This window comes from Actinomadura nitritigenes (assembly GCF_017573545.1).
Classification (GTDB): domain Bacteria; phylum Actinomycetota; class Actinomycetes; order Streptosporangiales; family Streptosporangiaceae; genus Spirillospora; species Spirillospora nitritigenes.
The window spans coordinates 127,736-148,872 of record NZ_JAGEOK010000013.1; the positions used below are offsets into that span (position 1 = coordinate 127,736).

Annotated in this window: 21 protein-coding genes and 1 pseudogene; 10 read left to right on the top strand and 12 right to left on the bottom strand. The window is 73.3% G+C overall.

The genetic code is table 11. From position 1 onward, the window contains the following. Positions 1–42 precede the first annotated feature (42 nt). The 3 genes from J4557_RS21260 to J4557_RS21270 all read left to right on the top strand — a co-directional run bounded on the left by J4557_RS21260 (position 43) and on the right by J4557_RS21270 (position 4,776). Positions 43–1,326, top strand: a complete 1,284-nt coding sequence (locus J4557_RS21260; protein WP_208268466.1) for a class I SAM-dependent methyltransferase — start codon at positions 43–45, stop codon at positions 1,324–1,326. A gap of 610 nt (positions 1,327–1,936) precedes the next feature. After that, positions 1,937–3,586, top strand: a complete 1,650-nt coding sequence (locus J4557_RS21265) for a hypothetical protein (RefSeq protein WP_307800120.1) — start codon at positions 1,937–1,939, stop codon at positions 3,584–3,586. A 230-nt stretch (positions 3,587–3,816) separates the two neighbouring features. Continuing rightward, the gene (locus tag J4557_RS21270) at positions 3,817–4,776 is read left to right on the top strand and encodes a phosphotransferase family protein (RefSeq protein ID WP_208268467.1); all 960 of its coding nucleotides are present in this window, start codon (positions 3,817–3,819) and stop codon (positions 4,774–4,776) included. On the opposite strand, the gene tsaD is transcribed toward J4557_RS21270, so the two are convergent. The 8 genes from tsaD to J4557_RS21310 form a co-directional block, all read right to left on the bottom strand. After that, the gene (tsaD, locus tag J4557_RS21275) at positions 4,766–5,800 is read right to left on the bottom strand and encodes a tRNA (adenosine(37)-N6)-threonylcarbamoyltransferase complex transferase subunit TsaD (RefSeq protein ID WP_208268468.1); all 1,035 of its coding nucleotides are present in this window, start codon (positions 5,798–5,800) and stop codon (positions 4,766–4,768) included. The two genes, J4557_RS21270 and tsaD, sit on opposite strands and share 11 nt — an antisense overlap. Further along, complete coding sequence (gene rimI, locus J4557_RS21280) at positions 5,797–6,291, bottom strand: ribosomal protein S18-alanine N-acetyltransferase (protein WP_208268609.1); 495 nt, start codon at positions 6,289–6,291, stop codon at positions 5,797–5,799. The genes tsaD and rimI overlap by 4 nt, the downstream gene beginning before the upstream one ends. 5 nt (positions 6,292–6,296) lie before the next feature. After that, entirely contained in the window at positions 6,297–6,977 is a 681-nt protein-coding gene (gene tsaB, locus J4557_RS21285; RefSeq protein ID WP_208268469.1) for a tRNA (adenosine(37)-N6)-threonylcarbamoyltransferase complex dimerization subunit type 1 TsaB, read from the bottom strand. 115 nt (positions 6,978–7,092) lie between these two features. Then, entirely contained in the window at positions 7,093–8,574 is a 1,482-nt protein-coding gene (locus J4557_RS21290) for a hypothetical protein (protein ID WP_208268470.1), read from the bottom strand. Between the two features lie 134 nt (positions 8,575–8,708). After that, complete coding sequence (tsaE, locus tag J4557_RS21295) at positions 8,709–9,170, bottom strand: tRNA (adenosine(37)-N6)-threonylcarbamoyltransferase complex ATPase subunit type 1 TsaE (protein WP_208268610.1); 462 nt, start codon at positions 9,168–9,170, stop codon at positions 8,709–8,711. Positions 9,171–9,192: 22 nt separating this feature from the next. Next, positions 9,193–10,275 carry an alpha/beta fold hydrolase gene (locus J4557_RS21300; RefSeq protein WP_208268471.1) on the bottom strand — a complete coding sequence of 361 codons (1,083 nt, stop codon included), beginning with the start codon at positions 10,273–10,275 and terminating at the stop codon, positions 9,193–9,195. A 2-nt stretch (positions 10,276–10,277) separates the two neighbouring features. Continuing rightward, on the bottom strand, positions 10,278–11,405 hold the full coding sequence (gene alr / locus J4557_RS21305; protein ID WP_208268472.1) for an alanine racemase: 1,128 nt from the start codon (positions 11,403–11,405) through the stop codon (positions 10,278–10,280). A 283-nt stretch (positions 11,406–11,688) separates the two neighbouring features. After that, positions 11,689–13,161, bottom strand: a complete 1,473-nt coding sequence (locus J4557_RS21310) for an NAD(P)H-hydrate dehydratase (RefSeq protein ID WP_208268473.1) — start codon at positions 13,159–13,161, stop codon at positions 11,689–11,691. A 325-nt stretch (positions 13,162–13,486) separates the two neighbouring features. On the opposite strand from J4557_RS21310, the gene J4557_RS21315 reads away from it, so the two are divergent. From J4557_RS21315 to J4557_RS52205, 3 genes are all read left to right on the top strand, one after another. Beyond that, entirely contained in the window at positions 13,487–14,350 is an 864-nt protein-coding gene (locus tag J4557_RS21315) for a helix-turn-helix domain-containing protein (protein ID WP_208268474.1), read from the top strand. 43 nt (positions 14,351–14,393) lie between these two features. Further along, positions 14,394–14,651 carry a DUF397 domain-containing protein gene (locus J4557_RS21320; protein ID WP_307800122.1) on the top strand — a complete coding sequence of 86 codons (258 nt, stop codon included), beginning with the start codon at positions 14,394–14,396 and terminating at the stop codon, positions 14,649–14,651. 199 nt (positions 14,652–14,850) lie between these two features. Further along, positions 14,851–15,057, top strand: a complete 207-nt coding sequence (locus J4557_RS52205) for a DUF397 domain-containing protein (protein WP_190862704.1) — start codon at positions 14,851–14,853, stop codon at positions 15,055–15,057. A 142-nt stretch (positions 15,058–15,199) separates the two neighbouring features. Here J4557_RS52205 and glmS read toward each other — a convergent pair whose 3' ends face one another. Next, positions 15,200–17,059, bottom strand: a complete 1,860-nt coding sequence (glmS, locus tag J4557_RS21330) for a glutamine--fructose-6-phosphate transaminase (isomerizing) (RefSeq protein ID WP_208268475.1) — start codon at positions 17,057–17,059, stop codon at positions 15,200–15,202. 124 nt (positions 17,060–17,183) lie between these two features. On the opposite strand from glmS, the gene coaA reads away from it, so the two are divergent. Then, complete coding sequence (gene coaA, locus J4557_RS21335; protein WP_208268476.1) at positions 17,184–18,125, top strand: type I pantothenate kinase; 942 nt, start codon at positions 17,184–17,186, stop codon at positions 18,123–18,125. On the opposite strand, the gene J4557_RS49755 is transcribed toward coaA, so the two are convergent. Both J4557_RS49755 and J4557_RS52210 read right to left on the bottom strand, forming a co-directional pair. Then, on the bottom strand, positions 18,111–18,320 hold the full coding sequence (locus J4557_RS49755) for a hypothetical protein (protein WP_243776183.1): 210 nt from the start codon (positions 18,318–18,320) through the stop codon (positions 18,111–18,113). The two genes, coaA and J4557_RS49755, sit on opposite strands and share 15 nt — an antisense overlap. Positions 18,321–18,459: 139 nt before the next feature. Continuing rightward, positions 18,460–19,065 (bottom strand): annotated as a pseudogene (locus J4557_RS52210) (DUF4328 domain-containing protein); the annotation flags it as partial. On the opposite strand from J4557_RS52210, the gene J4557_RS21345 reads away from it, so the two are divergent. Continuing rightward, positions 19,028–19,612: a TetR/AcrR family transcriptional regulator gene (locus J4557_RS21345; RefSeq protein ID WP_208268478.1), complete on the top strand. Its 585-nt coding sequence runs from the start codon at positions 19,028–19,030 to the stop codon at positions 19,610–19,612. The pseudogene J4557_RS52210 and the gene J4557_RS21345 sit on opposite strands and share 38 nt — an antisense overlap. Positions 19,613–19,621: 9 nt before the next feature. Beyond that, positions 19,622–19,945 (top strand): hypothetical protein, encoded by a 324-nt coding sequence (locus J4557_RS21350; RefSeq protein WP_208268479.1) that lies wholly within the window; start codon positions 19,622–19,624, stop codon positions 19,943–19,945. A 19-nt stretch (positions 19,946–19,964) separates the two neighbouring features. Here J4557_RS21350 and J4557_RS21355 read toward each other — a convergent pair whose 3' ends face one another. Beyond that, positions 19,965–20,435 carry a GNAT family N-acetyltransferase gene (locus tag J4557_RS21355; protein WP_208268480.1) on the bottom strand — a complete coding sequence of 157 codons (471 nt, stop codon included), beginning with the start codon at positions 20,433–20,435 and terminating at the stop codon, positions 19,965–19,967. Between the two features lie 85 nt (positions 20,436–20,520). Between J4557_RS21355 and J4557_RS21360 the strand changes: the two genes are divergently transcribed. Next, entirely contained in the window at positions 20,521–21,105 is a 585-nt protein-coding gene (locus J4557_RS21360) for a cadmium resistance transporter (RefSeq protein ID WP_208268481.1), read from the top strand. Positions 21,106–21,137 lie beyond the last annotated feature (32 nt).

Genomic DNA, 21,137 nt, shown 5'->3' on the forward strand with positions numbered 1-21,137 from the left:
CACCCGCGGATCACCCGGCGCCGCGCTCGGTACGGTCCAGGCATGGACATCGCGTCGTTCCGGGAGCTGCTCACCCCCGTCGGCCAGGCACTTCTGGCAGAGGCGGGCGAAGCGGACATCTCGGAGGCCGGGTTGCTCGGCACGGCGTCGCGGCTGCGCGAGCGGTACGGGGCGGACCTCGTGGCGGCGGCGCTGACGCAGGTGCGGCTCCGGCGGCGCGCCGAGGCGAAGTTCGGTTCCAGCGCGGGCCGCATGTACTTCACCCAGGCCGGCCTGGAGCAGTCCACGCGCGCGAGCGTGGCGGCGCATCGCGCGCGGCGGTTCGCCTCGAAGCTGCCCGCGGGCGCGCGCGTGCTGGAACTGGGGTGCGGCATCGGTGCCGACCTTATGGCGCGTTCGCAGGTGGGTCTGACGGGCGACGGCGTTGAACGCGATCCGCTCACGGCCGAGGTCGCCAGGGCCAACGTGACGGCGTTCGGCTTGGACGGCCTCGCACGCGTGCGCGTGGGCGACGCCCTGGAGGAGGACCCGGACGGGTACGCCGCCGTGTTCGCCGACCCTGGACGCCGGACGGCGCGGGGCCGCGTCTTCGACCCGCGCTCCTACGAGCCGCCGCTCGACGCCGTCCTCGGCCTCGCCGGACGGGCGCCGGCCGCGTGCGTCAAGGTCGCGCCCGGCATCCCGCACGAGGCCGTGCCGGCGGGCGCGGAGGCGGAGTGGGTGTCGGTCGCCGGGGACGTGAAGGAGGCCGCCCTGTGGCTGGGCGGACTCGCGGGGGACGTCGGGTGGCGCGCCACGCTCCTGCCCTCGGGCACCCCCTCGGGCGACCCGTCCGACGGGGAGGCGGTCACGCTGGTCCCGGCCGGGCTCGGCGATCCGGACGTCCGCCCCTGGGGCCGCTACCTCTACGAACCGGACGGGGCCGTCATCCGGGCGCATCTCGTCGCCGAGGTCGCGGCCCTGGTCGGCGGCGGGCTCGCGGACCCGCACATCGCCTACGTCACGTCCGACGAGCTGCGCCCGACGCCGTTCGCGTCCGCGTACGAGATCGACGACGTGCTGCCGTTCTCGGTGAAGCGGCTCAAGGCCGAGCTGCGGCGCCGCGGGACCGGCGTGCTGACGGTCAAGAAGCGGGGGTCGGCGGTCGACGTGGACCGGCTCCGCCGCGACCTCGGCTTCGGCGGGCGGCGGGCCGGGTACGGCGCCGCCGAGACCACGGTGGTGGTGACCCGGGTCGGCCGGGACCCGGTCGCGCTGCTCGCCCGGCCCGTCCCGCGGCCCGGGCCGGCGGCCGCCGACCCGCCCAGGGCGGGCCGCGCCGGCTAAACGGTCCAAAGATCTTCCGCACGGCACCGCAATGCCAAGGGCGTTCGTGCGACGCACCATGCCCGTGCAAATCATTCACACTTTCCGGCATTGCGTTCGCCAGGGATTCCGGGTGCCCGGCAAGGTGAGCACGGCGGCCGGGGAAACGGCGCGGCGAGATCCACGGGCGGCAGAACACCAAGGCAGGTTCAGCGATCGGGTTCCGGGCTCCCACGAATGCCGGCCTGAAATGGCGGCGGGCGCGGCGGCGCACGCCCGGCGGACCGGCCCCGCGCCCGCGCGCCGCGCGTGGAGGGCGGCTCGGGAACTGCCGATGTTGGACGAGATGTACGGACAGAGCCCCCGCCGCAGGGGCTCTGACCCTGTCCGGTCGCCGGCGCGACGACGGAACCGATCGCCACGATCGCCGCGAAGCCCTCGAATACCTGAAATCACCTTTTGGACGGCGCTCAACGTCAATTCTCATCATCGGGATAACAGGCGCATTCCGCAGAACCCGCGACGTTCCCTGCTACCCGTTATAGCGGCGCTTCACACGCACTACAGTGGCGACTTCACGATTCATTGCCGTGCGCCATTTCGACGCGTCCGGCACACGAAGGAGCATCGGGTGGAAACGAATCACAACTTCCTGCAGACGGGGGGTCAACCGGTCTCGGATCGGATGCGGGAGTTGCTCGCCCGTGCGGCGCAGGACCACGTCTATGAACAGCGCTCACAGGGTCAGGTCCTGGACGAGATCCGCCAGCGGCTGGAGGGTATGGAGTGGCTGCTCCGCGAGGTCCGCGAGCGCGAGCTCAGCGGGCTGACCGGGCAGCTCGACAGCGTGCGGGGCCAGGTCGACGAGCTGGTCGGCAAGCCCCCCGAATGGGCCGAGGGACTGGCCGAGCACATCGACGGCCTCGGCGAGCGGGTCAAGCCGGTCGCCGAGCTCCCCGCGCTGTGGGCCGACGTCGGCGTCGTCGCCGAGAACGTCGACGAGGGACTGACCCGCATCCAGGCCGTCCTCGACTCCGCGCAGCACATCACCGACGCCACCCAGCAGGCGTCGCAGCGCATGGAGGAGATGACCAAGCGGCTGGACAAGCTCCAGGGCAGCATGGAGGCCGCGTCCGTCCGCTTCAACCGGCTGGACAAGTCGCTGGCCGAGCTCGGGCACCGGTCCGAGCGGCTGGAGCACTCGATCACCGGCGTCACGGCACGGGTCGACCAGTCGCTCGGGGAGATGGCCGAGCGGATGGAGCAGGGTCTTGAGGCGGTCAACGGCCGGGTCGAGGGCGTCGGCGGCCGCCTCGACGGGCTGGACGGGCGGCTGGACGGGGTCGACGGGCGCCTCGAGGGCCTGTCGGGCAAGCTGGAGGGCCTGGACGGCCGGTTCGAGAGCATCGACGGCCGGATCGACGGCGTGGGCGAGCGCATCGCCCGGCTCCCTGCCACGCTGGAGATCGCGGAGATGCACCGGGTGCTGGGCGAGCTGGCGCGGCGCCCGCCGATGGACCACAGCGACCGGTTCGACGCGCTGGAGAAGCACCTGGCCGACGCCGTCGACCCGCTGATCGAGGAGCTGCGCGCCCGGCCGGACCGCGACGAGGTCAAGGCCACGATGTCGCAGATCGCCGAGACGGCCTACAGCGACGTCGCCCGGCGCATGGACGAGTTCTCCCGCCGGTTCGAGGACGTGCACGAGGACGTCCGCAAGCGGATCGAGGGGATCCACGAGGAGGTCGCCAAGCGTGTCGACGTGGCACTGGAGGAGTTCACCGCGCAGGTCGACCTCGTGTCCCGCCGGGTGGAGTCGGTGCACACCGACGTCACCAAGCAGGTCGAGTCCGTGCACAGCGAGGTGGTGCGGCAGGTCAGCGGGGTGCACGACGACTTCGGCAAGCGGATCGGCGACATCCACGAGGACGTCAGCCGGCAGGTCGGGGCCATCAACGACAACGTCGCCAAGCAGGTCGCCGGGATGCAGGAGGACGTGGCCCGCCAGGTCGGCGGCGCGCAGGAGGAGTTCGGCCGCCGGGTGGACGGCGTGCAGGACGAGGTGACGCGCCGGGCCGAGGCGGTGCAGGCCGAGTTCGCCAAGCGGTTCTCGTACGTGCAGGACGAGGTCGGGAGGAAGGTCGACGGCGTCCACGACGATGTGTCGAAGCAGGTCAACGCGGTGCACGAGGACGTGCTGAAGCGGCTGTCCACGCTGGAGGAGACGATGCTCGCGCTGGCCGAGGCGCTCCTGCGCCCCCGCCGCGACGGCAAGGACTAGTGAGGGGCGCGGGCTCCGGGAAGCGGGTCGGGTGGGGTCGCGGCGCGGCCCCACCCTGCGCCGTCGCCGCGTCTCGGCCGGAGCTCCGGATACTCAACCGGATCCGTTGAGTTCGTCCGGGTAACCGGTGCGATGACCGGAGAGCCTCCGCCAAGACCCCGCGATGACGTGCATTTTGTTACGTTCCGTCTTCGCAAAATCACTCCCAATACCCTTCGGAATCCGTTTTCATGGATCTCGTGACTCCCACACCGGCCCAGTGCCTGCCGACCGGCACCCTGCCCGGCCACGCCATCCTGCGCTGGGTCGAGGGCTGTCTCGGCGCGGGCGCCGAGGTGCGGCTGGTGCGGCCCCTGCCCGGCGGCACCGCGCACGCCAACCACGCGCTCGTGGTCGAGACGCCGTCCGGCAGCGCGCACCGGCTCGTGCTGCGCCGCTGGACCGGCCGCGACTCCGGCCTGGACGCGGGCCCCGGCCGCCGCTCCTACGGCGACACCGAGTTCTCCCCCGAGCGCGAGATCGCCGCGCTCGCGCTGCTCGCCGGCTGCGAGATCCCGACCCCCGAGCTCGTCGCCGCCGACCCGTCCGGCGCGCACTGCGACGTCCCCGCCCTGCTGATCACCCGGCTGACCGGCCACCCGCCGCGCCCGTCCCCCGACGACCTGCCCGAGTACCTCATCCAGCTGGCCGCAGCCCTGCTGCCGGTGCACGCGCTGAACGGCGCGGCCACGATGCCGCCGTACGTCCCCTACAACCGGCTCGACCAGCGGCTCCCGCCGAAGCACGCGCTCCGCCCGCAGCTGTGGGAACGCGCCTTCGAGGTCGCCGCCGGCCCCGCCCCCGAGGCGCCCGCCCGGTTCGTCCACCGCGACTACCACCCGGACAACACGCTGTGGTCCTACGGCAAGCTGACCGGCGTCGTCGACTGGTCGGACGCCTCGTCCGGGCCCGTCGCCGTCGACGTCGCGCGCATGCGCCGCGCCCTCGCGCTCCGCTACGGGGTGCCCGTCGCCGACCGGTTCCTCGGCTCGTTCGACCAGGTCTCCGGCGGTTACGCGCACCACCCGTACTGGGACGTCCGCTGCCTGCTCGACCTGCTCCCGGAGGACGACGGCCGCATCGTCGACGAGGCCAAGGTCCCCCTCTTCGAGGACTACCTCGACGCCCTGCTGGCCGCCCTCAGAGGGTGACGGACTCGATCGGCAGGCTGGAGTCGGCCGGAAGGTCCAGGTCGGACGGGGCGAGGCCGGAGGCGACGAGTTCGGAGCCGAGCGCGGCGACCATCGCGCCGTTGTCGGTGCACAGCTTCGGGCGCGGGACGCGCAGCCGGACGCCCGCGGCCTCGCAGCGCTCGGCGGCCAGGGCGCGCAGCCGGGAGTTCGCCGCGACGCCGCCGCCGATCAGCAGGTCGCGCACGCCGTTGTCCTTGCAGACCTTGAGGGCCTTCTGGGTGAGGACGTCCACGACGGCCTCCTGGAACGACGCGGCGACGTCCGGGACGGGGACGGCCTCGCCCGCGCGCTCCTTCGCCTCCACCCACCGGGCCACGGCGGTCTTCAGGCCGGAGAACGAGAAGTCGTAGGTGCCGTCGTTGTACTTGCCGCGCGGGAACGCGATCGCGGCGGGGTCGCCCTCGCGGGCCATCCGGTCGATCACCGGGCCGCCGGGGAAGCCGAGGCCGAGGACCCGCGCGACCTTGTCGAACGCCTCGCCCGCCGCGTCGTCGACGGTGCTGCCGAGCGAGCGGACGTCGCCCGCCACGTCCGGGACGAGCAGCAGCGAGGAGTGCCCGCCGGACACCAGCATCGCGACGCACGGCTTCGGCAGCGGGCCGTGCTCCAGCTGGTCGACGCAGACGTGCGCGGCGAGGTGGTTGACGCCGTACAGCGGCTTGCCGAGCGCCAGCGCGTACGCCTTGGCGGCGGCGACGCCGACCATCAGGGCGCCGGGCAGGCCCGGGCCGGCGGTGACGGCGAACGCGTCGATGTCGTCGAACGTCACGCGCGCCTCGTTCAGGGCCCGCTCGACGGTCGGGCCCATCGCCTCCAGGTGCGCCCGGGACGCGACCTCGGGCACCACGCCGCCGAAGCGGGCGTGCTGCTCGACGCTGGAGGCGATCGCGTCGGCCAGCAGCGTGTGCCCGCGGACGATGCCGACGCCCGTCTCGTCGCACGAGGTCTCGATGCCGAGGACCAGCGGCTCTTCGCGGATCATTGGTTCCCCCTGGTGAAGCCCACCGGGCGGCGCTCCAGACGGCGGCACATGACGACCGCGTCCACGTCGGCGGGCTGGTAGTAGCGCTTGCGGACGCCGACCTCGAAGAACCCGAACCGCTCGTAGAGCCGGCGCGCGGCCGGGTTGTCGGCGCGGACCTCCAGGAACACCGCCTCGGCGTTGCGCCGGGACGCCTCGTCGATCAGCTCGGTGAGCAGCGCCGCGCCGATCCCGGCGCCGCGGCGGTCGGCGCGGACCCCGATCGTCTGCACGTCGGCCTGCCCGCCCGCGGCGGCGAGGCCCGCGTAGCCGACGATCTCGCCGTCGGGCTCCTCGGCGACGACGTAGTGGCGGGTGTCCGGCGCCCCGGCGAGCTCCTCGGCGAGCATCTGCCGGCTCCACGCGTCCTCGGGGAACAGCACCTGCTCCAGCAGGTGGACGGCCGCCAGGTCCTTCGGGGTCATCCCGCGGAGCACGACGCCGGTCGCCATGCCGGTCACCGAGGCGTCACCTGCTTGCGGGGGCCGGGCTCCCGCGCGTCGGGCCTGCGCAGGTAGAGCGGTTCGGGCGGCAGCAGGTCGGGGCCCTTCTCCCCGGCGAGCCGCGCGACGGCGAGTTCCGCGATGGCGGACGCGGTGGGCAGCAGCGGCTCGTGCCCGGACTCCCCGAGCACCTCCGGGTACAGGGCGGCGCCCTCGCCGATGACGGGGAGGCCCTCCGGCGCGCCCTCCAGGACGTCGGACGCGGGACCCACGGCGGGTTCGGTGGCGCGCGCGCGGGACGAGTCGTACCGCGCCCAGTACACCTCCTTGCGGCGGGCGTCCGTGGCGACGGCGAAGGGCTCGTCGCGTCCGGCGGCCCAGGCGATGGCGTCGAGGGTGCAGACGCCGTGCACCGGGATGCTCAGGGACGCGCCAATGGCGCGGGCCGTGACCAGCCCGACCCGCAGGCCCGTGTACGGGCCGGGGCCGACGCCGACGGCGATCGCGCTGAGGGTGTCGGGCGCCGCGCCGGCCTCCGCCAGCACCGCCTTGATGGACGGGGTGAGCAGCTCGGTGTGCCGGCGCCGGTCGACGGCCTCGGCGTGGCCGCGGCGCCGCGCGCCCTCGCCGGGGATCCACTCATGAAGCGCCACCGTGATCGCGGCGGTCGCGGTGTCGAAAGCCAAGACCAGCACGGGTTGTAAGCCTAGTCCAGACTCCGCCCTGGACGGTCCTCATCTGCGACGGGACGGCTCCGCCACCCGCACGCCGCCGGGTGCGCGGCCCGGCGGGCGGGCGGATCGGGCCGGTTCAGGCCTTGGCGAGCGCCTGCAGGACGGTCTTGGCCGCCTCGGTGGCGCCGTCGCCGGCGTCCTTGGACGACAGCGGGTCGCCGCCGTCGGAGCCGGAGTAGTGGATCGTGACCAGGACGTTCGCGAGCCGCACGTTGGTGATCGCCTCGCCGGACCCCTGCCCCTTGTCGACGCTGTAGACCAGGTAGCCCTCGTCTCCGACGCCCTGGAGGTCGCTCTTCTCGGTCAGCTCCTGGCCGGCGAGCAGCGACTTTCCGGACTCGTCGGCGCTGCGCTCGGAGGAGATGGTGCCCTGCGCGACGGCGGTCGGGGTCTGCGAGGCGGTCCCGGCGATCGCGCGCAGCTCGACGGTGAGCTGGCGCTTGTTGTCGCCCGCGTAGGCGCCCCAGACGCAGCCGTTCTGCTGCTCGTTGTTCTGGTAGTTGTCGGCCGGGTTGCGCTCGGCCCCGGGAGCGAGCCGGTTGACCAGGTCGTCGGCGACGACGGAGCAGGAGTCGGGCACCTCGGTGCGCTCGCCGCCGGCGGTCGGCGAGCTGTCGGCGCCGCTGCCGACGGCCTGGCCGGTCCCGTGCTCGGAGCCGCCGCCGACGCCGTGCAGGATGACGAACACGGCGAGCGCGCAGGCCGCCACGGTGGCGCCCGCCGCCAGGAGGACCGCGCCGCGCCGGCCGCCGCGGCGCTCGCGGGCGACCCGGTGGCTGCCGCTGCCGGACCGGTAGCCGCCGCTTCCCGCCCGGTGACCGCCGCTGCCGGACGCGTATCCCCCGCTCTCGGAGGCGTAGCCGCCGCTTCCGGAGCCGTAGCCGCCGCTGCCCGAGCGCCCGCCGCCGCCCTCCGTGCGGTAGCCGCCGCTGCCGGAGCGGTAGTCGCCGCTGTCCGACTCGTAGCGGTCCCGCCGCGAGTAGCCGCCGCTGTCGGCCGGGTAGTTGCCGCTGCCGGAGCCGGTCTCGTAGCTGCCGCCCGTCCGGTAGTCGCCGATCGGGTAGCTCCCGCTCCCGGCCGGGTGGCCGCCGGAGGGCCGGCCGCCCGGCGGGTAGCGGCCGCTTTCGGACACGTACGCGCCGCCCGCGGTCGAGTACCGCCCGCTTCCGGACGCGGAGCCCCCGCTCTCGGCGGGGTAGCCGCCGCTCGTCGAGTAGCGGCCGCTGCCGGCGGACCGGTCGCCGCCTTGCACGGGGTATCCGCCGGTCGAGTAGCCGCCGGTCGAGTAGCCGCCGGTCGAGTAGCCGCCGGTCGAGTAGCCGCCGGTCGAGGAGTCACCGGTCGGGTACTCGCCGGTCGGGTAGCCGCCGGTGGAGTAGCCGCCCGGGTTGCCGCCGGAGCGGGGCGCGGACGGGTAGCCGCCGGAGCCGCTCTCGAAGCCCCCGGTGCTCACCTGGTGGCCGCCCGTGCCCGAGGCACGGCGGCCGTCCTGTCCCGGGTACGGCCCGTACTCGCCGTCCCCCATGCGGTCGTCGCCGCTGCGATGGCTGCCACTCACCGGATCCCACTCCTGCTGTGAGGAAATCTCTGATATGTCGCGAAGGTGAGGTTCGTTCCGGCAAAGAGTACGACATCTCACAGCAAAGTGGTCCGGGGGCACTTACCAAATTCGGAGAAGATCTCCGATCCTTCTCAGACCAGGTCGACGGGCAGGTCGCGCCAGCGATCACCAACCCCTTCGATCCTTACTTCGCGGATCTCGCTCGGCCCCTCCCCGCGAGAAATGATCACTTCCAGCCGGTCGTCGGCGAGGCCCTCCGCGAGCCCTTCTCCCCATTCCACGATCGTCACCGATTCCGCCAGCGAGGCGTCCAGATCGAGATCGTCCAGCTCGGCGAAACCGCCCAGCCGGTAGGCGTCCACGTGGACCAGCGGCGGCCCGCCCGCCAGCGACGGGTGCACCCGCGCGATCACGAACGTCGGCGAGGTCACCGGCCCGCGGACCTTCAGGCCCTCGCCGATCCCCTGCGTCAGCGTCGTCTTGCCCGCGCCGAGGTGCCCCGTCATCACCAGCAGGTCCCCGGCCCGCAGCAGCCCGGCGAGCCGGACCCCCAGCTCGCGCATGTCCCGGTCGGTCGGGACGGTCACCGTCATGCCGTTCACGCCGTCATGCCCTTCACGCCGTGCGCTCCTCCTCGTCCTCGTCGCAGCCGGGACGGACGCGCTCGACCAGCCGGCGCAGGCCGCCGGTGACCACGCCCGGGTACTCCAGGGGCAGCACGTGCCCGGCCTCGTCCACCTCTACCAGCTCCGCGTCCGGCAGCGCCGCCGCGACGCGGCGGCCGTGCTCCGGCGGGGTCAGCCGGTCCCGGCCGCCCACCAGCACCAGCGCGGGCACCCGCCCCAGCACGTCCAGCGCGTCCAGCTTGTCGTGCACCATCAGCGCCGGATAGAACTCCGCGATCACGTCGATCGGGGTCGCCCTGATCATCTGCTCCAGGAAGTCCACCACCGTCGGGCTGACGTGCTTGTCGGCGAACGCCATCTTCCTGGTGACGACGAACGCCAGGTCGGCGCCCAGCCCGCGGGCCCGCTCCACCAGCTCGGCGCGCCGCCCGAGGCCCCGCAGCGTCCGCGGCGCCAGCGGGCGGACGACCTTCGCCAGCAGCAGCGGCAGCCCCAGCGTCATCTCCGCGAGGTCCCCGCAGGAGGTGTTCACCAGCGCGACGCCGACGATCCGCGTCCCGAACAGCTCCGGGTGCGCGTCCGCCAGCGCCATGATCGACATCCCGCCCATCGAGTGCCCGGCGAGGATCACCGGCCCCTCCGGGACCGTCGCCCGCAGCACCGCGTACAGGTCCTCGCCGGTCTGCTCGATCGTCGCGGTCGCCGGGTCGCTGCGCCCCGACCGGCCGTGGCTCCGCTGGTCCCAGAAGACCATCCGGAACCGTCCCCGCAGGTCGCGGCGCTGGTAGTGCCACGAGTCGCGGTTCAGGCAGTAGCCGTGGCAGAACACGACCGTGAGTTCGGCGTCCTCCGGGCCGTCCACCTCGGCGTGCAGCTCCAGGCCGTCGGAGGCGCGGACGGTCAGCTCCCGGCCGCGCAGCTCGCCGAACGGCTCGTCCGCGTCCGGGTCGGGACGGAGCCGCACCCGGCCCACCGCGAGGTGCCGCAGGCCCACGGCCGCGCCGATCCCGGCCGCGCCGACGCCCGCCACGACCCCGGCGACGCCGATCCGCCGCCTGTTCTTGACGTCCATGCTCACGCCCCCTGCCGCTCCCGGTAGACCCTCGGCACCCGGGACCCGATGCGGGTGACGATCTCGTACGAGATGGTGCCGAGCGCCTCGGCCCACTCCTGCGCGGTCGGCTCGCCCCGGTCCCCCGGCCCGAACAGCACGATCTCCTCCCCCGGCGCCAGCTCGTCGTCACCGAGGTCGATGACGAACTGGTCCATGCAGACCCGACCGGCGATCGTCCGGCGGCGGCCGGCCGCGAGGACCTCCAGCACGTTCGAGCCGTGCCGCGGGATGCCGTCCCCGTACCCGGCGGGCACCACCGCCACGTTCGTCTCCCGCGGCGTGAAGTAGGTGTGTCCGTAGGACACGCCGCTGCCCGCCGGCACCCGCTTGACCAGCGCCGCGTCCGCGACGAGCGTCATCGCGGGCCGCAGTCCGAAGGTACCGAGGGACGGCACCGGCGTCAGCCCGTACGTCGCGATACCCGGCCGTACGAGGTCGAATCGCGCCTCGGGCAGCGTCAGCGCCGCCGCCGAGTTCGCCAGATGCCGGACCTCGAACCGCGCGCCCGCCTTCTCGGCGTGCTCCACCATCTCGGTGAACGCCCCGATCTGCGTGCCGATCGACGGGTGGCCCGGCTCGTCGGCGCAGGCGAAGTGCGACATCGCGCCGACCACCTGGAGGTGCCCGGCCGCCTCCGCCTTCAGCGCGGCGTCCACCAGGTCGTGCCAGTCCTGCCCGCGTACCCCGCCCCGCGTCATGCCCGTGTCGGCCTTCAGGTGCACCCGCGCCGGGCGCCCCGCCAGCTCCGCCGCCCGGACCAGCTCGTCCACCAGCCACATCGCGCCCACGGTGAGGTCGACGTCGCGCGCCACGGCCTGCTCGAACGGCTCGCCGGGCACCCCCAGGCACACCAGGGTCCGGACGTCCACGCCCGCGTCCCGCAGCCTCAGCGCCTCCGCCAGCTTCGCCACGCCCAGCCACGTCGCGCCGCCGGCCAGCGCCGCGCGCCCCGCCTCCACCAGGCCGTGCCCGTACGCCTCGGCCTTCACCATCGCCATCACCTCGGCGCCGCCGGACCGCTCGCGCAGCAGGCCGGCGTTCCCGGCAATGGCGTCCAGATCGACGCGCGCCTCCGCAGGAACCCTCATGGTTACCCAGTGTGCCGTTCCCCAGGCCGTGCCCGAAGCATCGCGGACAGGACCCGTCCCCGGGAGGGCCCACCCCCGTGCGCCCTTTGCCCGATATGACGCACCTTCCCCGCCCCTGGTTCAGCCCCGGGGACCCGCGCTGATCAAGGCCCGGGCCGCAGACCTCGGCCCGCACGCGAGCGCACTATCAGCCCCCACCGGGAAGCTCGCGAAGCGAGGTCGCGCTCGCCCAAGGCCGGTCAGCGGGCGAGCCGCCAGGCGAGCCCGCTGGGCCGGGATTGCTTCAAATACTGCGGAAGGCGTCGGGGAGGGCGGTGATGACGTCGTAGGCGCTGATGGGCGCCTCGGCGGCGGACGGGTGGGGTGCGGAGGCGAGGCGGGCGGCGAGGCCGTGCAGGTAGGCGCCGGAGGCGGCCGCGTCGAGGGCGGACATGCCGCCCGCGAGCAGGGCGCCGATCAGGCCGGACAGGACGTCGCCGGTGCCGGCGGTGGCCAGCCGCGGGGTGCCGGTCGGGTTCACGCGGACGGGCCGGTCCTGCTCGGCGACGAGCGTCGTCGAGCCCTTGAGCAGCACGGTCGCGGACAGCTCGGCGGCGGCGCGGCGGGCGTGCTCCAGCCGGCGGGCCTCGACGTCCTCGCGGGGGACGCCGAGGAGGCGGGACAGCTCGCCCGCGTGCGGGGTGAGGACGGTCGGCGCGGGCCGCAGCAGCAGGTCACGGCGGCGGGCGAGGACGGTGAGGCCGTCGGCGTCGACGAGGACGGGCAGCTCGGTGGCCAGGACGGCCGCCAGCAGCGACTCGGCGGCGTCGCCGGTGCCGAGGCCGGGACCGGCGACCCAGGCCTGGACGCGCCCGACGCGTTCGAGGACCTTCGGCTCGTGCGGGCCGGGCTCGATCACGGTGGTGACGACCTCGGGCCAGCGCTGCCGGACGAGCTCGACGGGGTGCGCGACGGAGGCGAAGCGGACCATCCCGGCGCCGCCGTGCACCGCGCCGCCGGTGCTGAGGACGGCGGCGCCGGTGTACTCGTCGCCGCCGGCGAGGATGCCGACGACGCCGCGCCGGTACTTGTCGGACTCGGGGCCGGGTTCGGGCGGGCGGACGTCGGCGGGGCGGGCGGCGACGACGTCGGGGTCGGGCAGGTCGTCGCCGAGGCCGATGTCGACGAGTTCGACGACGCCGCAGTGGGCGGCGCCCGGGTCGATGAGCAGGCCGGGCTTGTGGGTGCCGAAGGTGACGGTGATGTCGGCGTGGACGGCCTCGCCCTCGACGCACCCGGTGCCGGCGTCGACGCCGCTCGGGACGTCGCAGGCGACGACGAGGCCGGGCGCGGCGGAGGCGAGGGCGGCGAGGCGGGCGTGCGGGTCGCGGAGGGCGCCGGTGCCGCCGATGCCGGTGAGGCCGTCGACGATGAGGTCGGCGCCGGCGATCGCGGGCTCGGGGTCGCCGTCGAGGAGGCGGCCGCCGGCGGCGCGCAGCGCGGCGAGCCCGGCGTCGTGGATCTTGGAGCCGGCCTGGACGGCGTGCACCCGGGCGCCGCGGCGGGCCAGCCGGGCGCCCGCGTAGAGGGCGTCGCCGCCGTTGTCGCCGCCGCCGATCAGCAGGACCACGCGGGACCCGTAGACGGCGGGCAGGACGCGGGCGCAGACGGACGCCAGCCCGGCGGCGGCGCGCTGCATCAGCGCGCCGTCGGGCACCCGCGCCATGAGCGCCCGCTCCGCCGCCCGCACCTTGCCGACCTCGTGCGCGTACCTCATCCGCTGCTCCCCAAGCGCGCCGTCCGGACGATCACATGACTTAGCCTGCCACGCTCCACCCCGGCGTAACCGGCCGGAGCCGTTCCGCGATCCCGCCGCAATGGCACCGCCCCGCCGGGGTCCGATTCATGGTGCGCTACCCGAAAGGTGGGTTAGCGTGTGTTTTCACGGAAGTTGCAGTGCGGCGCGGGCGCGGAAAAACCCGTAAAATGATCAGCCAACGTGCAGCGACGGACGGTCCCGATGCGGCACACTGCGACGGGACCGCTCCCCGGACGAGAAGGGGGTCGGAACGGTGGTCGCGTCTCGGGGTGCCTCCGGGGACATGAGTCCGTTCCGGGGTCCCAACGTCCGGCAGCGCCGGCTCGCCGCCGAACTCCGGCGGCTCAGGGAACAGAAGGGACTCACCGGAGACGATGTCGCCGAGCGGCTGGCCTGGTCGACCGCCAAGGTGAGCCGGCTGGAGAACGCGCGTACCGGCGCGAAGATCGACGACATCCACGCGCTCATCGACCTCTACGATATCGCCGAATCCCACCGATCCGAGCTGATCGCCCTTGCACACGATGCCGCGGAGAAGGGCTGGTGGGAGGGTTACCGGGAACTGCCCGGCGGCTACTCCGCACTGATCGCACTGGAAGACGAAGCGAACAAGATCACGCAATGGGAGACCTACATCGTTCCGGGCCTCCTGCAAACCGAGGCGTACGCGCGCGCGACGATCTCCGGGCTGCATCTTTTCGACACCGTCCCGCCGCGGGAGATCGACCGCAGGGTCGAGGTGCGGATGCGTCGCCAGGGAATCCTGCACAGAGCAGAACCTGTCGAATACACCGTCCTGCTGGACGAGTCCGTGCTGCAGCGCCTCGTCGGCGACCACGCGGTGATGCGAGCGCAGCTCGACCATCTCCTCGAGGTCGCGGAGATGCCGAACGTGACTCTGCGCGTCCTGCGGCTGGGTGTCGCCCATCCTCTGATGGAGGCGTCGTTCCAGTTGCTGGAGTTCGACCCGGTTCACGACGTCGTCTTTCCGGACATCGTTCACACGGAAAGTCTCACGGTCAGCCAGTTTCTCGACGAGAAGATCACGCACATGTATCGGCTCGCCTTCGGGGGAATGGCACGGGTCGCACTCGACAGCGCCGAGTCCATGGAATTCATTGCGCAAGCGCGGGCCGTCTGGCGATAGCACCGCCCGCTATAGCGGTGCATATATCCGGAAAGGCCAACGCGTGTCCTCGTTCAAAATGTCGCCTGACCTCACCGTGCCCGCCGCCGGCGCGTCCGACAACGGCGTGACCGGCTGGCGGAAAAGCGCGCGCTGCGCGGGCAACGGCGCCTGCGTGGAAATCGGGAGCCTGCGCGGCGGCGCGGTCGCCGCACGGGACGCCTTCCACGGCGATACCGGGCCCGTGCTGACGTTCTCCGCCGCCGAGTGGCGGGCGTTCGCGTCCGCCGCCAAGGCCGGGCGCTTCGATCTGGCCCGCTGACCCAGGGGGTCCGCGGGGCGAAGAGGTGACCGAGGGCCCGCACCGGCTGCCGCCGGGGCGGGCCGCTCTTGCGTACCAGGGGTCGCAGCCGTACCGGCGCCCCCGTTGATCATCGGCATTTCCGGCGGATCTTGTTACCTTGTTCCTGGCATCGGCAGCGCCGCCGTGAGCAGAATGCGTCTCCGATTCGGGAGCCAGGATGAGTTTCCATGCCGCACCGCCCCCACGCTGGAGGAAGAGCACCCGCTGCGGGGCGAGCAACACCTGTGTCGAGGTGGCCGGGCACGACGACGGAATCGTCTCCGTACGGGACGGAGCAGCCGACGATACGTGCTTGGACTTCGCTCGCGGAGAATGGCGGCGGTTCGTCGCGGCCGTCCGGAGGGGAGCCTTCGACTTGCACTGAAACTTGCATTTACTGAGATTCTCAGAAACGACCGCGAATAGCTCCCCGCCCATCCGCACCGGCGCGGACGGGCGGGCACGCTGAGACTCCGCACGCGAAGGGCGGGGGAGGCGACCGCCTCCCCCGCCCCCCGTGTCGGCGGCTACTCGACCGTGACGGACTTCGCGAGGTTGCGGGGCTGGTCCACGTCGTGGCCCTTCGCGGTGGCCAGCTCGCAGGCGAACACCTGCAGCGGGACGGTCGTCACGAGCGGCTGCAGCAGCGTCGGGACGGCCGGGACGCTGATCAGCGTGTCCGCGTACGGCTCCACCGACTCGTCGCCCTCCTCCGCGATCACGATGGTGCGGGCACCGCGGGCGCGGATCTCCTGGATGTTCGAGACGATCTTGTCGTGCAGGACGTCCCGGGCGCGCGGCGGCACGACCACCACGACCGGCAGCCCCTGCTCGATCAGCGCGATCGGGCCGTGCTTCAGCTCGCCCGCCGCGAACCCCTCGGCGTGCATGTACGCCAGCTCCTTGAGCTTCAGGGCGCCCTCCAGCGCCACCGGGAAGCCCACGTGCCGGCCGAGGAACAGCACGCACCGCTCGTCCGCCAGGGACCGGGCCAGCTCGCGGACCGGCTCCATGGTCTCCAGGACCTTGTCGACCTTCTCCGGCATCCGCTCCAGCAGCTGCACCATCGCGAACACCTCGTCGCCCCACTTGGTGCCGCGCACCTGCGCGATGTAGAGCGCGATCAGGTAGACCGCGACGAGCTGGGTCAGGAACGCCTTGGTCGAGGCGACCGCGATCTCCGGGCCGGCGTGCGTGTACAGCACGCCGTCGCACTCGCGCGGCAGCGTCGAGCCGTTGACGTTGCAGATGCCGAGCAGCTTGGCCTTCTGCTCGCGGGCGTGCCGGACGGCCATCAGCGCGTCCATCGTCTCCCCGGACTGGGAGATCGCGATGACCAGCGTCGTCGGCGACAGGATCGAGTCCCGGTAGCGGAACTCGCTGGCCAGCTCCACCTCGCAGGGCAGCCCCGCCCAGTGCTCGATCGCGTACTTGGCGATCAGCCCGGCGTGGTAGGACGTGCCGCACGCCACGATGATGATCTTGTCGACCTCGCGGAGCTCCCGGTCCGAGATGCGCATCTCGTCCAGGTGCAGCCGGCCGTCCGCGCCGATCCGGCCGAGCAGCGTGTCGGCGACCGCCCGCGGCTGCTCGGCGATCTCCTTGAGCATGAAGTAGTCGTAGCCGCCCTTCTCCGCGGCCGACACGTCCCAGTCGACGTGGTACTCCTTCACCTCGGCGGGGCGGCCCTCGAAGTCGGTGACCGTCACCCCGCCCGACCGCAGCTCGACGACCTGGTCCTGGCCCAGCTCGATCGCGTCCCGGGTGTGCTCGATGAACGCCGCGACGTCGCTGGCGAGGAAGTTCTCGCCCTGCCCGACCCCGACCACCAGCGGCGAGTTGCGGCGCGCGCCGACCACCAGGTCGTCGTCCTCGCCGTGCACCGCGACCAGCGTGAACGCGCCCTCCAGCCGGCGGCACACCCGGCGCATCGCCTCCGCGAGGCCGCCCTGGGCGTTGCCGTCCACCGCCGCGAGCTCGTCCTCCAGCAGGTGCGCGACGGCCTCGGTGTCGGTGTCGGACTTCAGCTTGTGCCCGGCGTCCTCCAGCTCGGCGCGCAACTCGGCGAAGTTCTCGATGATCCCATTGTGGATCACCGCGACGGAGCCGGTGCAGTCGGTGTGCGGGTGGGCGTTGCGGTCGTTCGGCGCGCCGTGCGTCGCCCACCGCGTGTGCCCCATGCCGAGCGTCCCGGCGGGCGGCGGCTCCTCGGCGAGCGCCTCCCGCAGGTTCACCAGCTTCCCCGCCCGCTTCGCCGTCGCCAGGCGTCCGTCGGCCAGCACGGCCACCCCGGCCGAGTCATAGCCCCGGTACTCCAGCCTGGCCAGCCCGTCGACCACGACGTCGAGCGCGGGCCGGCCGCCTACGTACCCCACGATTCCGCACATGGCGGCAACTCTATTCGGTGTCTCCCCCCGGACCTACCTGCGGAGGGCGCGGACGGGTGGCGCTAGGTTGGACGCCCGGTGAAAACCCGGAGACCGGCCTGAACGAACGATTACCGTTCTGGCCATGACGAGCGGATGGGACAGCGTGCCGACCCCTTACGTGGAACTCTCCCGCGAGGCCTGGCGGGCCCTGCGCGAGAACACCCCGCTGCCCCTCACCCCCGGTGAGCTGGACGCCCTGCGCGGCCTGCGGGACCCGATCGACATCACCGAGGTCGAGGAGGTCTACCTGCCGCTGTCACGGCTGCTGAACCTGTTCTTCCAGTCCGACGGGCGGCTCCGCGACACCGTCAGCGGCTTCCTCGGCGGCGAGGTCGCCCCCACCCCGTTCATCATCGGCGTCGCGGGCAGCGTCGCGGTCGGCAAGTCCACCACGTCGCGGCTGCTGCGCACCCTGCTGGCCCGCTGGCCCGAGCACCCGACCGTGGAACTCGTCACGACGGACAGTTTCCTGTATCCGAACGCGATCCTTAACGAGCGCGGGATCATGGAAAGGAAGGGCTTCCCGGAGTCCTACGACCGGCGCGCGCTGGTCCGGTTCGTCTCGTCGATCAAGGCGGGGGCCGAGAAGGCGGAGATCCCGGTGTACTCCCATCTGGAGTACGACATCGTCCCGGACGCGGTGCAGACCGTCCGGCGGCCCGACATCCTGATCGTCGAGGGGCTGAACGTGCTGCAGGCGCCGCCGCCCGGCACCCTCGGCGTGTCCGACTTCTTCGACTTCTCGATCTACGTGGACGCCCGGGTCGAGGACATCATGCAGTGGTACGTCGAGCGCCTGTTCGCGCTGCGCCGCACGGCGTTCACCGACCCGCGCTCGTACTTCCACAAGTACGCCCACGAACTGGACGAGGACGAGACCGCCGCGTTCGCCAAGCGGGTCTGGCGGGACGTCAACGAGATCAACCTCGTGTCCAACATCCTGCCGACCCGGGCCCGCGCCACCCTCGTCCTACACAAGGGCCGCGACCACGCCGTGCAGCGCGTCCGGCTACGCCGGATCTGACACCGCCGGATCCGACACCGCCGGAGCTGCGCCGGTGGGATCCGAGACGGCCGGCCCGGTCTTCTCCGGTGCCGGTGCCGGCGACTCCAGCGCCCTCGGGGCGGGCGCGGCGACGGCCTCCGCCAGCCGGACCGCCTGCGCCTCCTGGAACCTGGTGATCCGCCAGACGACCAGCGCCGCGAGGGCGGCCGCCACGGTCCCGGCAGCGAGATCGGCGACGTAGAAGGCGAGCTCGTGCCGGATGCGCCCTCGAGCCGGAGAGGTCCAGGTCCACCGCCCGGCCGCCCAGCAGGTAGACGACCCACGCGGCCCACCACGCGTTCACCGGCCAGGCCGCTCGCCGGGGGCCGCTCGCGCGCCACAGGGCGGCGACGATCGAGCGCGGGATCCACAAGCTCATGACGGGCACGAACCAGCCGATGACCGCCCAGGGTCGCCCCCAGCCGTACGGCGCCTCGATGACGTCGGCGACCCCGCGCGCCCGCCACAGCCAGACGATCACCGCGACGCCGGTGAGGACGGTCAGCGCGAGCTGCCCGGTCGCCCCGTAGGCGAGGGCGTCGAGGACGTCGTCGGTCCGCCGCGTAAAGCCGTCCCGGTCGACCAGCTCGATCGCCCACAGGCCCGCCGCGGCGAGGGCGGAGAGCAGCAGGGCGTTCCCGGTCAGCGCCCCGACCGCCACGAGCGCCGCCGCCCGCGGCGGCTTGATGATCTCTGCTGGAGGGGGGTGCACGCTCACCTCGGTTCCTGAAGGGGGTGGCCCGGCCGCCCGATCCTTCCCGGGCGGGACGGCCGCCCGGAAGGCTTTCAAGATCACGAAGTCGGGACGCCGGGCTCTTGCCGGACCCGGTTCCGGGCGCGTAGTGTACGAAACCGTTTCGTTTCGAATGTGGAGGGTGAGCATGGCGGACGCACGGGGCGCGGCCCGCGAGGAGGCCATCCTGCGAGCGGTCCTCGACCTGATCGCCGAGGTCGGCTACGACCAGATGACCATGGACGCGATCGCCGCGCGGGCGCGGGCCAGCAAGGCGACGATCTACCGGCGCTGGCCCGGCAAGGCCGAGCTGGTGGTGGCGGCGGTCCGCGGGCGCGCCGGGGCCGCCGCGGTGACCCCGCCCGACACCGGGGAGCTGCGCACCGACCTGCTCGCGGTGCTGGGGCGGATGCGCGACGGCCTGCTGGCCCAGGACGCCGCGCTGATCCTCGGCCTGATGGTCGCCATGCACCGGGACCCGGCGCTGGCCGACGCCGTCCGGGCCCGGTTCGTGCACGACAAGCACGCGATGTTCGGCGCGGCCATCGCGCAGGCCATCGCGCGCGGCGACCTCCCGGCCGGCCTCGACGCCGCCCTGTTCATGGAGATCAGCTCGTCGATGCTGTTCTCCCGGCTGTTCGTCGCCGGCGAGCCGCTCGACGACGCCTTCGTCCGCCGCCTGGTGGACGACGTGCTGCTGCCCCTTCTCCACCACCGGACCAGCGCGACCTAGGAGCATCCGATGTGGCAGACGATCGTTCTCAGCGGCCTCGGCGGAGTGCTGGGCGGCAACGCCCTCCCCCACTTCGTGCGCGGCATCACCCGCGAGCGCTACCCGAACCTCACCGGCAACGGACCGCTGTCGAACCTCGTCGGCGGCTGGGCCGGGCTCGTGATGGCGCTCCTGCTCGTCCACTGGGCGGACCCGGGCCGGCACCCTGGCTGGGCCTTCGGGTCCACGGCGGCCGGCGTGCTGCTCATCGGCCTGTTCCACGCGGGCCCGGGCGCCTTCGGCCGCAAGGAGACCCCCGCCCCGGCCGCCCCCCGCCCCGGCCCCGCGGCTTGAGTCCCCGGACCCGGGCGCGTCAGGACGTCCAGGCGAGCTCGTAGTACTTCAGCGCGTCGTCCTCGGCGACCATGCGCATGCCCGCCGCCGCCATGACGCGCTGCGACGCGACGTTGCCGCGGTCGGTGTCGCCCCTCACGCGGGCGGCGCCGGCCGCGCGGGCGAAGCGGAGGAGTTCCCGGAGCGTCTCGGCGGCGTACCCGTGTCCGCGCGCCGCCTCGACCAGCCCGTACCCGATCGTGACGGTGCCGTCGTCGTCCGGGGCCGCGTGGAAGCCCGCGCCGCCGATGGCGCGCCCGTCGGCCCGTACCCGGATCTCGTAGGCGCCGAAGGGCCGCGGATCACCGTCGGAGGCGCAGACCCCCAGATAGCGGCGCGCTACCGCCACGTCCACGGCGGTGGGATAGCCGTCCGCCGGAGCCGGCCCGGCCTCCACCAGCCGCTCCGCCTCGGCGACGGTGAACGGGTGCAGCACGAGACGGTCCGTCACAAGTTCCTCCATGCCCCAAAGCAGTACCAGCCGGGCGGCCGGCAGGGCATGTGGTTTTCCGGGCGCGGCGGTAGGTTCGTCCGTTATGGGAGCGACCGTCGGTGCGGCGATCGGCATGTTCGCCGGGACCAACGTCGACGACATCATCGTGCTGACCGTCCTCTTCCTGACCGCGCGGACCGGCGGTGCGCCCCGGGTCCGGAAGATCTGGGCCGGGCAGTACGCGGGCGTCGGCGTCCTGGTCCTGGTCTCGGTGGTCGCGGCGCTGGGGCTGGCCGTCGTCCCGGACGCGTGGATCGGGCTGCTCGGCCTCGTCCCGTTCGCGCTCGGCGTCCGCGGGCTGGTCGGAGCGGTGCGGTCCGGGGACGGCGACCCGCCGCCCGTGGCGTCGGGCACCGCCGCCGTGGCCGCCGTCACGATCGCCAACGGCGCCGACAACATCGCGGTCTACACGCCCGTGTTCCGGACCATCGGGCCCGGCGCGACGGCCGTGACGATCGCGGTGTTCGCCGCCGGGGTGGCGCCGTGGTGCCTGGCCGGGTCATGGCTCGGCTCGCACAGGAAGGTCATCGAGGTCGTCGAGCGCTACGGCCGCTGGCTCGTCCCGCTCGTCTTCATGGCGATCGGCGCGATCATCGTCGCCGGTTCCGGGGTGCTGACCCGGCTCTGATCAGGGCCCGGCCGCGCGGGCGCTGCCCGGCC

What these genes read in the sequence shown, in the direction of transcription:
- J4557_RS21260 (WP_208268466.1), top strand. Translation starts at nt 43, where the DNA reads ATGGACATCGCGTCGTTCCGGGAGCTGCTCACCCCCGTCGGCCAGGCA.
- J4557_RS21270 (WP_208268467.1), top strand. Translation starts at nt 3,817, where the DNA reads ATGGATCTCGTGACTCCCACACCGGCCCAGTGCCTGCCGACCGGCACC.
- tsaD (WP_208268468.1), bottom strand. Translation starts at nt 5,800, where the DNA reads ATGATCCGCGAAGAGCCGCTGGTCCTCGGCATCGAGACCTCGTGCGAC.
- rimI (WP_208268609.1), bottom strand. Translation starts at nt 6,291, where the DNA reads ATGGCGACCGGCGTCGTGCTCCGCGGGATGACCCCGAAGGACCTGGCG.
- tsaE (WP_208268610.1), bottom strand. Translation starts at nt 9,170, where the DNA reads ATGACGGTGACCGTCCCGACCGACCGGGACATGCGCGAGCTGGGGGTC.
- J4557_RS21300 (WP_208268471.1), bottom strand. Translation starts at nt 10,275, where the DNA reads ATGGACGTCAAGAACAGGCGGCGGATCGGCGTCGCCGGGGTCGTGGCG.
- alr (WP_208268472.1), bottom strand. Translation starts at nt 11,405, where the DNA reads ATGAGGGTTCCTGCGGAGGCGCGCGTCGATCTGGACGCCATTGCCGGG.
- J4557_RS21310 (WP_208268473.1), bottom strand. Translation starts at nt 13,161, where the DNA reads ATGAGGTACGCGCACGAGGTCGGCAAGGTGCGGGCGGCGGAGCGGGCG.
- J4557_RS21315 (WP_208268474.1), top strand. Translation starts at nt 13,487, where the DNA reads ATGAGTCCGTTCCGGGGTCCCAACGTCCGGCAGCGCCGGCTCGCCGCC.
- J4557_RS52205 (WP_190862704.1), top strand. Translation starts at nt 14,851, where the DNA reads ATGAGTTTCCATGCCGCACCGCCCCCACGCTGGAGGAAGAGCACCCGC.
- glmS (WP_208268475.1), bottom strand. Translation starts at nt 17,059, where the DNA reads ATGTGCGGAATCGTGGGGTACGTAGGCGGCCGGCCCGCGCTCGACGTC.
- coaA (WP_208268476.1), top strand. Translation starts at nt 17,184, where the DNA reads ATGACGAGCGGATGGGACAGCGTGCCGACCCCTTACGTGGAACTCTCC.
- J4557_RS21345 (WP_208268478.1), top strand. Translation starts at nt 19,028, where the DNA reads ATGGCGGACGCACGGGGCGCGGCCCGCGAGGAGGCCATCCTGCGAGCG.
- J4557_RS21350 (WP_208268479.1), top strand. Translation starts at nt 19,622, where the DNA reads ATGTGGCAGACGATCGTTCTCAGCGGCCTCGGCGGAGTGCTGGGCGGC.
- J4557_RS21360 (WP_208268481.1), top strand. Translation starts at nt 20,521, where the DNA reads ATGGGAGCGACCGTCGGTGCGGCGATCGGCATGTTCGCCGGGACCAAC.